We start from the raw sequence: 12,923 nt of genomic DNA, 5'->3' as shown, positions 1-12,923 counted from the left end.
GTTCTAATAGTTTACGAAGTTATATAAATTATTTTAAATTAAAAAGGCTTACGTGTTTATAACTAATTATTATTCAGGTGTTTGTACTCTTTTTTTATTCTGTTTAAAATCTGATATTTATAGAGCTAAAAAGGAAAACGAATCCATTTAATAAAATAGATGTCTTATGAAACTTGCAAAACCTTTATTGATTATTATCGTTTTATCTACATTATTTGCTTGTAAGTATGATGTAAGAAAAAATTTAAAAACCGAAGTAGTTCCCGATTATATAAAGGTTTCTAAGATAGTAGATTCCGATTGGGTAGCTGCATCCAATTGGGTTGCAAAATTTGATGCAGCGATTAGCGTATTTAAAAACAAGCATTTATAACAGTCAAAAAAGCAATCCACTTAATAAATTGGAAGCTTATGAAACCTTTAAAATCTGTAGTGTTTTTTATCGTTTTAATAACATTATATACTTGTAAAGAAGAAGTAAAGCAAGATGTAAAAACCAATAATTTATCACAATATATGCAGGTTTCTGAAATTGAAAATTTAGCTTGCACAGCATCTTCTAGTTGGTTTACCATGGTAGATGGCGTGCGTAAAATACCAGCATCAAAAGAGGGAATGACAAGTGTTTTTGCAAACAATGCGACCGTTACAAACTGTAATTTTCACCAATGGTCACGGCAGAAGTTTTTATGGCTAACGAATGAATATAATGGACGACCACTGTTTTTAGATAGTTTGCATCAAGTTTCTACATTAGGTGAAAAGTATCTGAAAGGCAAAAGGATAGTTTTAGTAGATACAGCACAATCTACGAATGCATTAGATGTTTTAAAAACCCTATTTTTCTTCAGGTAAACCTGCTTCAACTACTGTTTACTATGCTATTTATATGGATGACACTAGTTATAATTCGATGTTAAAATATGGGCCAATGGTAAAATGAAATCCGACGAGCTTAAAAGAGATAGCATTTCCTGTTGGTGCCTTAGAGCTTAAAACTTCTTGGGTAGATGTTAATGCTTTAAAGGATGCTTCCACCTATTTTGTAACCGATGCTTTAATAAATAATGTACCTACTAAAGTCGCACTTTTAGGAATGCATGTGATTGGCGTGGTAGAAAACCATCCAGAGTTTGTTTGGGCTACTTTTGAGCATGATGCACTTGCACCTTATTATGATTGGAGTAAAGCGACTTCTACTACAGATGCACCAGTTACAAGTGCGGTTGATTATCCGTTATTTAATAAAAATAGTACCGCAACAGTAAAAAATATAACGTCTAATAATGGCAATTATACAAATGTGTTTTCGGTATATAAATACGGAACTCCAGTTGTCATTAATACCACGGGTACTACAAATACAAAGACATTTATGGAAACCAGCCAGAATGGAAAGGAAAATTTTGATAATATACAAAACCTGAATACGAGTGTTAAAAGCAATTATCAGGAATTTGATATAATTACTTTTACAATGGTTCGATATGGCTGAATACCGAAAATTATAAAGGGATAGAGACACAAACAAACCTCATCGATTCTCTGTCTGTGCATTTTGCGCTTCAGAATTCTAAACTCGTCTATTGGACATATAATTGTTTTCCATTCTTGAAGCAGGAACAATTGCAATTGGGTTTATAGAATGCTTATTTTGGATCCTGTATTTGAGGATCTGTTAGGTTTTCGATTAGAAAATTAGCAACTTCAGGAAGATTATTTACAAGTTCTTCTACTACTTTTGGGTCTGCCAAATCAGTACGAAGTCCGGGGAGCATACTCAGAGTAGGATCATCAAAATCGGCACAACCCATAGCCCAATTTTCAAATAAACGATGGTCTGTAGGACTTTCAAAAAGGATATGAATATCAGCATGCCTAGTATCTTTTTTCAGACGGATAAAAAGCGCATCTATAGTTTCTGGTTCTCCCTCAATAACCTGAAGAAAATAACCTTCTTTATACATTAGTACTCCAGTAATATTATCTATCATATTGTAACCACGAGCTTCATGGAGTAAGTCTAACAAGTCCCGTTTACTAAGTGGTACAATTGCATGACTAGAGTAGACTAGACGACGTAATTTCATATGGAATACTATTTGGGTTTGAATACGTTTTTTTTACTGCTATTAGAAGTAAGTAGGGTTAACAAATTTAGAATAAACTTTTTACAAAGACAAGTTTTTTTAATTTTTATAATGTATTGATTTTTACCGAATAAACTTGTTCATAGAGCGGTTTTTGTATTACGGAAAATAGCGATTTTACTTCTTGTAATTTGTGTGATTGAACTTTTTGTACTCTTAAATTATTTTCTAAGTATTGACATCAATCAAGCATCCAGGTTTTTATTTTAGAGTAGATTTTTGGATTGCTCAATAAGTCTAGATGGTTATTCTCATAAACAATCCACGTATTTTTCTTTTTGAAATTTAAATTTTTGTCTGGATTTTTGTGTTGCCCTAAAGCACTTTTTACACCCACCATATTATCGCCTAGTAATTGCGGGATACCAGATTTGTTATTTTTACTTGCAACAGCTGCTATACTGTAGCAACCTATCTTTTTAGGAAGCGGCACATGTTGCCTTTTATCTTCTTGCATTTCAAAGCGATCCCTATCTTTCCAATCGGTGTCTAATAGATTTCCGTATCTTAAATCGGTAACACCAGCACTTCTAATTTTTCCTAATCTAGCAAAAGGTTTTGCATAGGGAACAGCTTCTAAAATAACATCGAGATAATTTCCTGCTTTTTCCAATGGTGCTCCGTGATGTGGTGTACCAAGAAAAATAATTTTTTTAAGATGTTTAGTCCATGATTTTTTTTGTTGTTGCCCATAATGTATTGCGCTTCTCGAAACTAAACCTCCCATACTATGTGCAATAATTACAATTTCTTCTACAGGAACTGGCCAATGTAGTACCAATTCTTCCAATAGTTCATTGAGTTTTTGTCCGTTGGTAGAGATATGAAGGCCACTATTATACTGCAAGTAGATGGGGTTTTTTTCGAGGTCTTCTGCTATTGCAGCTCCGTGATTATGCCCTTTTCTAGTCCATTGCATAGCATTCATACAAGAACCATGTACCATCAAAAGAATTTTTCCGGTGATAAAAGGATATGCTTTTGTAATGCTTTTTTTATCTAGAGGAATTGCCTTTTCTTCATTTCTGAATTGCATAGTAATGCATAAAGGATTTTTAGTTTTTTCTAAATAGTCACCAATAATTCCGTTTAAAACGGATTGTAATACTTCTCTTTCTTCGGAAGTTTTTATTTTTCCACTTACAGAAACAAATTTCCCTAAAGCTTTATCTACGCTACTACCAATAAGCCTAGTGCTCCATCGAATATTTTTATATGCAACTCCTGAAATATTGGTAATAAGGTGTTGTATTGGTGTAGAAGGTAAAAATGGCGGATGCACAATTCTGTGATGCATAGATTCTACCAAGTCGGTAACTCCTATGGTGGCATCTGTAATTAAACGACTAATGCCTTGTAATTTGGAATCTGCATTTTTTTTGTTTGCCATTTAAATTTTTATAAAGGAAAGCTTTATGTGTGTGGTATCTATTATCTAGAGAGTTAACATCTGCTAAACAAATATAAGGAAATTAAACATTTATAATATCTTGATACTCTTCAAAAAAGGCCTCAAATTGATGCATGTTTTCATTGAAAAACACCATTACTTCTTGCCATGTATTTTTGTTATGTATAGATACTTTGTTTTCTAAAGGAACATAAATACGCGAAATTTCTTTACCATTTTCTAGAAAGAATTCTTCTTCAAAAATAGCATTTGGTAAGTACTCGTTAAGTAAAATAGATTTTAAGGATTCTAATTTTTCCCAATAAGTAATTCGGTTTTCTAAATCGTCTTCTAAATCTAGAGCCACTAAAGCTGTTTTGTTATCAAAATGAAACTTAAAGCTAAAACCTTTTATTTTAGTATTGTATAAGGTCCATTTTCTGGGAAATGATTTCCCAAAACTAGTCCAAAATAACTGTTTTATTTGTCTGGATTCTTCTTTACTGAACATAGCAAAATTGTGAATTTTGGAGTTCCCTTAAAAAAGGGAATTTCCTTTTAATTATTTTAACTCCTCTTTCTTATAATTTTTTGTAACAAAAATTATAATTCATTCTCCTCTTTAAAAAAGAGGAGAGCACTTACTAATAAACTTTTACTATACTACACAAAATAAGCAATCGTAATTGCTGCTACAATGGTTATTAATTTGGTAACATTAAATTTATGATCTTCATTGCTTTCAAATAAAATAGTAGTAGAAATATGTAAAAATATTCCAATTACTACGGCTGAAATCTCAAAATAATAATTTTGAATAAACGTAAATTTTTCAGATAGTAAAACTCCAAAAGGCGTCATTAATGCAAACAAAATTAAGAAAAAAGCAATCTTTGCTTTTGGTAATTGAGATGCAAAAAAGAAGGTAGCAAGTATAATAGCAACAGGGAGTTTATGGATTATAATACCATATAATAAAGTACTATGGTTGTGTATTGGTATTCCTTCTAAAACACTATGAATACTTAAACTTATAAATAATAACCAAGGAAAAGCGGTTGTGCTTTTATCTAAATGTACATGACCATGTTCTGCACCTTTAGAGAAAAATTCTAAAACTATTTGAAGTAAAATACCAATCATAATAAACAGACCTATTGGTTTATTGGTATGTTGATACACTTCTGGTAAAAAATTAAAAACGGTAATAGATAGGAGGAAAGCGCCACTAAATGCGAGTAGTAATTTTAGGTTTTTGTTTTGCGATGGTTTTAAAATTAAAACAAAGGCATAGCCTAAAAGCACACTTAAAATTGGTAGTAATATGTTTTGCATCTATTTAAAGAAATATTTAATTTAAAGACTCTTCGATAAGCTTAGAGTACTTCTTTTACGTATTATTTAAAGTCAATTATCCAGTAGATTATGAATAAGATTATTTGAAAATCATAATTAATCTTTCGCTTTGTTTGGCATGAAACTTATTCAGTTTAAAATCGCCAAATACGTCTAATAAATACACGCCAGCTTGCTCAAAAAGAGCTTCAAAATCTGCTAAAGTAAATCCTCTTACACGTTCTTGAAAATTATAATCCTCGTCATCGACTGTAAAAGAAATATCTTTGATGATATAGCCATCAACAACGCTTCGTTTTTGGGTGAAGGTAATGCCTTCTACCGTTTTTACATCTTCAGCAACTAAGTGGTCAATAACGTATTCACTATTCATAAAATCGATAACCCCGAAACCAAATTCATTCAATTCCGATTTAATCGCTTTTATGGTATTCAAGTTATCTTCTTCTTTATCAAAATAACCAAAACTGGTAAACAAATTAAAAACAGCATCAAATTGATGTTCATAAGGAGTACTCATGTCATGCACATTAAAATGCAAGGTGTCATTTTCAAACTGTTTTGCATGCGCGATGCTATTTTCGGATAAATCTACTCCAGTGACATTATATCCTAAAGTATTTAAATAGATCGAATGTCTACCTTTTCCGCAGGCAAGGTCTAATATTTTTCCACCTTCCGGAATATTTAAATAATCGGTAAGATTATCCATAAACTGTTGCGCTTCGGTATAATCTCTGTCTTTGTAAAGAATATGGTAAAATGGCGAATCAAACCAAGAAGCAAACCATTCTTTTTTGCTTTTTATCATGTATTGTTATATATCAGCACAAAAATAATCTATTTTTGCAATCTATTTGTCGAAAAACATGGAGAATAATTTTAAAATGCTAGCCAAAACTTTATTTGGCTTTGAAGAGATATTAGCAAAAGAGCTAACTCAATTAGGTGCGCAACAGGTAAAGGTTGGCGTGAGAAGCGTTACTTTTGTTGGAGATAAGGGCTTTATGTATAAAGCGAACTTAGGCTTGCGTACGGCAATTAAGATTTTAAAACCTATTAAGACTTTTAGAATTGTCAATGAAGAGGATTTGTACAAACAAGTGTACAAAATGGATTGGAGCGAATACATGAAGTCTTCGGGTACTTTAGCGATTAGTTCGACCGTGAATTCGACACAGTTTACCCACTCACAATATATTTCTTTAAAAACGAAAGATGCTATTGTAGACAAATTTAGAGATACAACTGGAGAAAGACCAAATATAGATTTACGTTTTCCAGATTTAAAGGTAAATGTACATATTGACAGACAAATGTGTACGCTTTCTTTAGATGCATCTGGAGAGTCGTTACACAAACGTGGTTATAAAACAGCTACCAATATTGCTCCAATTAACGAGGTGCTTGCTGCTGGTTTAATTATGCTTTCTGGTTGGGACGGACAAACTGATTTTATGGATCCAATGTGTGGTTCTGGAACCATGCTTGTAGAAGCGGCTATGATTGCATGCAATATACCACCAAACTTGATGCGAAAAGAATTTGGTTTTGAGCGTTGGAGTGATTGGGATGTAGAACTTTTTGAGAAAATTGAAGAATCTCTGTTAAGTAAAACTAGAGATTTTCATCATAGATTATTAGGTTTTGATAAATCGCCAAGTGCTGTTGCAAAAGCAAAAGAGAATTTAAAAAATGCCCATTTAGACGAATTTGCTACCATTAAACACGAAGATTTCTTTAAAACGCGAAAAGGAGGAGACGAAAAACTGCATATGGTTTTTAATCCGCCTTACGGACAACGTTTAGATAATTTAGATATAGAAGATTTTTACGGAAAAATAGGAGATACCTTAAAACAAGGTTATCCAGGAACCGATGCATGGTTAATTACTTCTAATTTAGAAGCTTTAAAGTTTGTTGGTTTACGTCCTTCACGAAAAATAAAAGTATTTAATGCAAAATTAGAAGCGCGTTTGGTGAAATACGAAATGTATGCCGGTAGTAAGAAAGGAAAGTATATGAATCCAGATGAGGATTAGGTTTTAGTCTTCAGTAGGGAGTCTTCAGTGAGCAGTGTTCAGTAGACAGGCTTTAGTAGGCAGTAATCGGTTTTTGAATACTATATTCATGTCATGCGACTTTGGAAAGTTTTTTTGCCTTCAACTTCAACTTCAACTTCAACTTCAACTTCAACTTTGCAATCATTTATGCACTTCTGGGAATTCTAAAAAAAGTTGATCTACTAAAGTTTTAATGTGCTTTCTTAAGGCATGTTTCGATTTATCTAGTTCGCATGGAATTGTAGCTTGCCATACTACTTGATTTTTTTCTATATCCGAAACATATAGAATAAGGGTTTCTTTAGTATAAATAACAGAATTTATGGTACAAGTTCTCCAATAGTCAAATTCATTTTCTAATTCACAGTTTTTTACAAAAGTCTCTTTTTCTGTTATAGCAATTTTAAAACCAGCTTGTAATTGTGGACTAAACACGTTGGTTCTGTAGCCTAATGCGGCCATATTTTTATCTACTTCTCCAGCAATTAACTCACGAACATAGGTGTTATCTAGGTTTGGATATTTGGTATTGTCTACTTGAAAATCATCCAAGCAAAGCATAAAGGTTTCGTAAGAATCAAAATCGACTTCATCATCATATTCCGATATAATATCTAGGCTTGCTGCACAACCAAATAAAAGAATAAAAGTGAAAAGAGGTAAAATTTTTAAAGATTTCATGTGTTATATTTAGTACATAAAGATCTTTGATTTTAAGTTGCTTAACTATGATATTTGTCAGCTTTATCGTTTTTATACTAATATTTTTCTTGAAGAATTTGTGTATGATGTTCTACATGATGTGCGGTCCACATAATAATTTCCCTTACAGGCATTTTTCCCATTAAAGGATGTGGAATAATATAGGTGTCCAGTTGCTTATCACTCCATCGTTTTAACGTTTTGTATTGTAGTTTTTTGTTTTCTACTTGCAGTCTGTTCAGTATATATTCTTTTTCGCTTAAAGCAGGCACTTTCATGTTTTGAGAACCCTTGAAGGTTTTACCTTGTACATTTACTAATCGTTCCTGGTAGCGTTTTACAATAGCATCATAATCTCTTACTTCTCTATTTGCTTTACCAAATTTAAACTTTAGTAAAAACTTAGGCATGCTTAACGCATCGTTTAAGGGTTTTATACTTTGTAGTAAGTGTAATGCTTGTTGACCAGATGTCCATTTTCCTTCTGGGCCATCTTGCCATTTATCGTCTTGTTGATTTTGCAACCAATCTATAAGTGTATTATGTTTTTCTTCTAGATTGCTTACAATATCTTCTTTGTTCATGAACTTATCCTTTTTTAAATAAAGGAATAAGGTAAGAAATATTATAGCCATAACCTACACCAAAACTACTACCATCATACGTTCTATTATAGCCAGGAACGTATAGGTTTTCGAAGTTATTTGGCTGGTCTTGACTAATCATGTTTTTTAGCTGCGCATTTATACCTATAAATAAGTTAGGTAATACTTCGGCTTTAATACCAATAATTAATTCTGCCCAAATAGCAGTTAAGCCGCTAAATTTTTCGGAATCATTAGAGATTAATGGTTCCCAATATTGCTCTTGCGAATATACCGCATAGCTATTTCTTGTTTGGCTGAAGGTACTTGCTCCAACACGCAAACCACCATAAATCATGTTGTGCATACCAAACCAATTGGTATATGAATTATAATCTATTCCTGCTTTAAAATAAGAACCAGAAGCTGTAGCATTCACATAGTCATTACCAAGAGTTCTTTCTTCGGTACCAAGTTCTCCTGCAACATAGATACGTTTGGTTAATCTAAAATCGGCCATGATTTCAAAACCTTTATAGTCATCGTCAAGCGCACTTCTTATTAGCTTGCTTAAATCACCACCAATACGTAGTCCGTACTTTTGTATATGTTTAATCGAATCTTTTTTAGCTTTAGCAATACTATCATTTTGTGCATTTACAGACGCGCAAAATAGCATGAAAAAGATAAATATATTAATGGAAAAGGTTAAAGTGCGCTTCATCTTCATTGCTAATAGGTTCGTTATCTGTTGTTGATATTATATTGTTTATCCATTTGTCTCCATCGTCTACAACGCTAATAGTAACATTTTCAAAAACCGTTTTATAGCCACATGCTTTAGATACATATTCTAGTTTTGTATTATACGAAATGGTAATTATATCTTCGTTTCCGTTGGGGAAATCATCCGTATCGTCATCTGGTGTTCCATTGTCGTTAATAGAATAATCATTATGCAATTTAAACTGCGTTGAATTTTCTGTGGTTTTTAAAGGTAAATACACACTACTCGCAGTAACAATATTATAAGCACTTAAAACGTCGTCATTATCTACACCTTGTACTCTAAATTTTAATACGTTTTTTAAGTTTTCGGTATTAGAACTATTATAAAACTGTATATATAAACGTGCTGTTGTAGAGGTTTCATCCGAGCATATATCATCTTTTTCGCAACTTAAAAAAGCGACAAAGGCGATAAGAATTGGGATTACTATTAATTTTATTTTTTTCATGTTTACTTTCCGCGAAAGCGGTAATCTTTTCAATACTAATTAACGTTTTTCTAAAAGTACAACGGTTTCTACGTGCGCTGTGTGTGGAAACTGATCTACTAAACTTATTTTTTTAATGTAATATCCTGCCTGCATCAAGGTTTCGGTATCTCTTGCTTGTGTTGCAGGGTTACAAGATACATAAACCATTCTATCTGCATTCAAATCAATGATTTTTCGAAGTGTTTTAGGCGCTATTCCTGCACGTGCAGGGTCTAAAATTATAGTTCTTATCTTTTCTTTATATTCTGGGTGTTCGAGTAAAAATTTCCCAACATCTGCAGCAAAAAAGGTTAACCCTTCAATATTATTTCTTTCGGCATTCTTCTTAGCGTCTTCAATTGCTGAAGCAACAATATCGACACCAACTATTTTTGTGTTTTTAGATTTTGAAGCAATAATTTGGCCAATAGTTCCTGTTCCACAGAATAAATCCATTACAATAGTATTGTCAATCGCTTCTTTGTTTTCTAACGCATAATCCACTACTTTGGTATATAATCGCTCTGCGGATTTGGGATTGGTTTGAAAAAAGCTTTTCATGCTAATTTCAAAGTTTAAACCTAAAAGTTCTTCAATAATTTTATCTTTTCCGTAAACTAAATCGATACTTCCTGTAGTTGCAAGCGTTCTATCTCCGGTTTCATCATTAATTGTATGTAAAAGCCCAGCGACTCTGTTTCCAAATAATTCCACTAAAAAGTTCGAGAATTTTGTTAAGTCAAATTTTGGTAAATCGTAAGAAGTAGTTACTAAATTGAATAAAAGCTCATTGGTTTTGTAGGATTTACGTACCACCAAGAAACGGAAGAATCCTTCTCTTTTTGGACCATGCCAAGGTGCTAATCCAGTGGCTTCACAATAGGCTTTAATTTGGATAAGATGGTCTTCAAATTCTTTATCGAACAATCCGCTATCTTTATCTAAGTTTTCACCACACCACCAAGTTCCTCGTTTCTTAAAACCTAATGTAAATTCATCCACATCGGTTTTTTCTTCTCTATCGTATCCTATAGCAGAGAAGCTATATTCCATCTTATTTCTATAATGGAAATCGTTAGGTGAAGTAATAAATTCATCAAATAGATCTTCAATATTTTCAACTTTACCAATGCGTTTAAATAATTGAAGCGTACTATCTTTTTTGTATTTGTGTTGTTTTTCAACAGGAAGTTTAATGTATGGAGCACCTGCAATTTCTTGAAAAGGCATCTCCATTTCATCACTAGAAGGTTCTAAAACCTCAAATAATTTACATTCCGCGTACTTTTTACTTGATTTTTTTACCTGTGCTTTTACTAGTTGACCAGGTAATGTATTGGGTACAAATACTACGAATTCTCCATGTTCATTTCGGATACGCCCAATTCCTTTTCCGCCAAAGGCATAATCTTCAATCTTTATTTCTATAATTTGTCCTCGCTTAACAAATTTGTTTCTTTCTCTTTTTGGCATCTATTCTATTTTAGAATGCAAAATTATAAAAAAAGCACCTCGATTGCGGTGCTTTTTTCAATTTATGTTGATTTGATTATTTCTGAGTCTATTTATCTAAATTTATTTCTAAAAACTTCACGACCACGAAGGCTAAAAAATAAGGTAATGATTAATGCGTCCATGCCTATACTAATATCAAAAGAGTTTGAAAATAGTACAATAATAGCAGTACCTAAAATGTATGTAATTTGGGTTATCTTTAAAAGATTTCGGGTTTCTTTTAAAAGATTGGGTATTTTATGGGAGTACATTGAACCTTTTACCTTTTTTTACGTCTTTATAATATGCGAGTAATAAATATTCATAAACGAAAAGTACAGGAATCCGTAGAAAAAGTAGCCCTTCTATTGGATACATTAGGGACCGATGAAGATCAGATTTGGCCTGTTGTAAATTGGCCTGCAATGCGTTTTAAAAATGGAGTAGAAGTAGGAAGCAAAGGCGGACATGGTTTTATTAGATATACCATAATTGCTTTAAAGGAAGGAGAAAGTATCACTTTTCAATTTACAAAACCAGATAATTTTATAGGAACACATTCTTTATTTCTCAAAGCAGTTTCAGAAAAGGAAACAGAAATTAGTCATGAAATTACAATGCGTACAGCATCTTTAAAAGCTTCCGTTTTATGGCTTTTTGTTATAAGATGGTTGCATGATGCTTTACTGAAAGAAGCTTTCGATAATTTAGAGAATCGTTTTATGGAAGGAAAGAAAATTCCGAAGTATAACTTTTGGGTACGTTTTTTAAGAAATACGTTTAAGAGAAAACCATTGCAAACCAAAGAAGCCTAGTTGAAAATAGACAAACATAGAGATGCACAATTAGTGGAAGCTTTTCAATCTGGAAAGAAGGAAGCCCTGACTATACTCGTAAAAAGATGGCATCTTATATTTTGTGAAAAGGCATTTTGGTTGGTTAAAGATGCCGATATAGCAAAAGATATTGCTCAAGATTCTTGGCAAACCATTATTGCTAAAATAGAAACTTTAAGAGATGCTAGTTCTTTTGGTAGTTGGGCTTTACGGATTGTGTATTCTAAGTCTTTAGATGTGTTAAGAAGAAAGAATAATGAGCGATTTAAAAACGAAGAGTATGCAAAGGATCGGGATATTATAGCAGAAGATGTTTCTGATAGTACAAGTTTAAAAAAGAAGCTTTTGCGAGCAATTCAAGATTTACCAGAGCAACAACAGCTAGTTATTAAGTTGTTTTATTTGGAAGAATATACATTAAAAGAAATTAGTGAAGCGCTAGATATATCTCCAGGAACAACTAAATCTAGACTGTTTTACGCTAGAGAGAAATTACGATTGCAAATAAATAAGTAAATAGTATTTAGTAGCAGAAAGCAGTGCTTACTCAAATACAATCATTAGGGATCGTTCTTTTCTGTGGAGAAAAGGTCGCAAAGCGAAAAATAAAATAATTAAAGAGATAATAATAAACAGTTTCTCACTTTCGTGGAAATAATAAAATAAATTTTAGAATGGAAGATATAGACAAATTAATTAAAGACACGCTAACGCAAGAAGAAGCAAAATTCTATGACACGTTAGAAGAACAAAGTGTATTGGGAATGATTTTTGGTTTATTCCAAGGAAAAAATAAATGGTTGCTAATTATGATGAATTTTATGACCGTAGTATTTTTTGGTTTATTTATTTACTGTGTCTTACAGTTCTTTCAAGCCGAAGCCACTAAAGATTTACTAAAATGGGGATTAGGAAGTATTGTGTTTATGCTTGGTGTAAGTATGCTTAAAATTTTTGCTTGGATGCAAATGGATAAGAACGCATTGCTAAGAGAACTTAAACGATTAGAACTACAAGTATCTTCATTATCTGGAAAATTATCTTCAGAAGATTTATAATTCGACATTAATATTTAGTAATTTGCAGGTC

18 protein-coding genes are annotated in these 12,923 nt (G+C 32.3%); 7 read left to right on the top strand and 11 right to left on the bottom strand.

Annotated features, from left to right (window positions below; translation table 11 throughout):
* The first annotated feature begins 166 nt into the window (after nt 1-166).
* The 3 genes from ACVCZW_RS18395 to ACVCZW_RS18385 all read left to right on the top strand — a co-directional run bounded on the left by ACVCZW_RS18395 (nt 167) and on the right by ACVCZW_RS18385 (nt 1,495).
* Nucleotides 167-373 carry a hypothetical protein gene (locus ACVCZW_RS18395; protein WP_452233130.1) on the top strand — a complete coding sequence of 69 codons (207 nt, stop codon included), beginning with the start codon at nt 167-169 and terminating at the stop codon, nt 371-373.
* 38 nt (nt 374-411) lie between these two features.
* Nucleotides 412-855 (top strand): hypothetical protein, encoded by a 444-nt coding sequence (locus tag ACVCZW_RS18390; RefSeq protein ID WP_452233129.1) that lies wholly within the window; start codon nt 412-414, stop codon nt 853-855.
* A gap of 241 nt (nt 856-1,096) precedes the next feature.
* Nucleotides 1,097-1,495, top strand: a complete 399-nt coding sequence (locus ACVCZW_RS18385) for a hypothetical protein (protein WP_452228345.1) — start codon at nt 1,097-1,099, stop codon at nt 1,493-1,495.
* Nucleotides 1,496-1,649: 154 nt separating this feature from the next.
* Here ACVCZW_RS18385 and ACVCZW_RS18380 read toward each other — a convergent pair whose 3' ends face one another.
* The 5 genes from ACVCZW_RS18380 to ACVCZW_RS18360 form a co-directional block, all read right to left on the bottom strand.
* Nucleotides 1,650-2,090 carry a BLUF domain-containing protein gene (locus ACVCZW_RS18380; protein WP_452228346.1) on the bottom strand — a complete coding sequence of 147 codons (441 nt, stop codon included), beginning with the start codon at nt 2,088-2,090 and terminating at the stop codon, nt 1,650-1,652.
* A 241-nt stretch (nt 2,091-2,331) separates the two neighbouring features.
* On the bottom strand, nt 2,332-3,540 hold the full coding sequence (locus tag ACVCZW_RS18375) for a lipase family alpha/beta hydrolase (RefSeq protein ID WP_452233128.1): 1,209 nt from the start codon (nt 3,538-3,540) through the stop codon (nt 2,332-2,334).
* Between the two features lie 82 nt (nt 3,541-3,622).
* On the bottom strand, nt 3,623-4,051 hold the full coding sequence (locus ACVCZW_RS18370) for a DUF4268 domain-containing protein (protein ID WP_452228348.1): 429 nt from the start codon (nt 4,049-4,051) through the stop codon (nt 3,623-3,625).
* 152 nt (nt 4,052-4,203) lie between these two features.
* The gene (locus tag ACVCZW_RS18365; protein WP_452233127.1) at nt 4,204-4,875 is read right to left on the bottom strand and encodes a ZIP family metal transporter; all 672 of its coding nucleotides are present in this window, start codon (nt 4,873-4,875) and stop codon (nt 4,204-4,206) included.
* Nucleotides 4,876-4,975: 100 nt separating this feature from the next.
* Nucleotides 4,976-5,707, bottom strand: coding sequence for an SAM-dependent methyltransferase (locus ACVCZW_RS18360; protein WP_452233126.1), 732 nt, complete (start codon nt 5,705-5,707; stop codon nt 4,976-4,978).
* A 58-nt stretch (nt 5,708-5,765) separates the two neighbouring features.
* Here ACVCZW_RS18360 and ACVCZW_RS18355 point away from each other — a divergent pair, with 58 nt between their 5' ends.
* Nucleotides 5,766-6,938 carry a THUMP domain-containing class I SAM-dependent RNA methyltransferase gene (locus ACVCZW_RS18355; RefSeq protein ID WP_452233125.1) on the top strand — a complete coding sequence of 391 codons (1,173 nt, stop codon included), beginning with the start codon at nt 5,766-5,768 and terminating at the stop codon, nt 6,936-6,938.
* A 162-nt stretch (nt 6,939-7,100) separates the two neighbouring features.
* On the opposite strand, the gene ACVCZW_RS18350 is transcribed toward ACVCZW_RS18355, so the two are convergent.
* From ACVCZW_RS18350 to ACVCZW_RS18325, 6 genes are all read right to left on the bottom strand, one after another.
* Entirely contained in the window at nt 7,101-7,640 is a 540-nt protein-coding gene (locus ACVCZW_RS18350; RefSeq protein ID WP_452228352.1) for a DUF4136 domain-containing protein, read from the bottom strand.
* A gap of 77 nt (nt 7,641-7,717) precedes the next feature.
* Nucleotides 7,718-8,245, bottom strand: a complete 528-nt coding sequence (locus ACVCZW_RS18345; RefSeq protein ID WP_452233124.1) for a DinB family protein — start codon at nt 8,243-8,245, stop codon at nt 7,718-7,720.
* Between the two features lie 4 nt (nt 8,246-8,249).
* On the bottom strand, nt 8,250-8,975 hold the full coding sequence (locus ACVCZW_RS18340) for a DUF6048 family protein (protein WP_452228354.1): 726 nt from the start codon (nt 8,973-8,975) through the stop codon (nt 8,250-8,252).
* Nucleotides 8,941-9,483: a DUF6452 family protein gene (locus tag ACVCZW_RS18335; protein ID WP_452228355.1), complete on the bottom strand. Its 543-nt coding sequence runs from the start codon at nt 9,481-9,483 to the stop codon at nt 8,941-8,943. The genes ACVCZW_RS18340 and ACVCZW_RS18335 overlap by 35 nt, the downstream gene beginning before the upstream one ends.
* Nucleotides 9,484-9,522: 39 nt before the next feature.
* Nucleotides 9,523-10,977 carry a 23S rRNA (uracil(1939)-C(5))-methyltransferase RlmD gene (rlmD, locus tag ACVCZW_RS18330; RefSeq protein ID WP_452228356.1) on the bottom strand — a complete coding sequence of 485 codons (1,455 nt, stop codon included), beginning with the start codon at nt 10,975-10,977 and terminating at the stop codon, nt 9,523-9,525.
* A 92-nt stretch (nt 10,978-11,069) separates the two neighbouring features.
* The gene (locus ACVCZW_RS18325; protein WP_452233123.1) at nt 11,070-11,270 is read right to left on the bottom strand and encodes a hypothetical protein; all 201 of its coding nucleotides are present in this window, start codon (nt 11,268-11,270) and stop codon (nt 11,070-11,072) included.
* Nucleotides 11,271-11,303: 33 nt separating this feature from the next.
* On the opposite strand from ACVCZW_RS18325, the gene ACVCZW_RS18320 reads away from it, so the two are divergent.
* The 3 genes from ACVCZW_RS18320 (at nt 11,304) to ACVCZW_RS18310 (ending at nt 12,892) form a co-directional block, all read left to right on the top strand.
* Nucleotides 11,304-11,813, top strand: coding sequence for a hypothetical protein (locus ACVCZW_RS18320; protein WP_452228358.1), 510 nt, complete (start codon nt 11,304-11,306; stop codon nt 11,811-11,813).
* Nucleotides 11,814-12,350, top strand: a complete 537-nt coding sequence (locus ACVCZW_RS18315) for an RNA polymerase sigma factor (protein WP_452233122.1) — start codon at nt 11,814-11,816, stop codon at nt 12,348-12,350.
* A 158-nt stretch (nt 12,351-12,508) separates the two neighbouring features.
* Nucleotides 12,509-12,892, top strand: coding sequence for a DUF6768 family protein (locus ACVCZW_RS18310; protein WP_452228360.1), 384 nt, complete (start codon nt 12,509-12,511; stop codon nt 12,890-12,892).
* Nucleotides 12,893-12,923: the final 31 nt, after the last annotated feature.

The sequence above is a fragment of the Lacinutrix sp. MEBiC02595 genome (assembly GCF_053601555.1).
The sequence above is the reverse complement of the archived record's forward strand: the minus strand, read 5'-3'. Positions and strand labels throughout refer to the sequence as shown.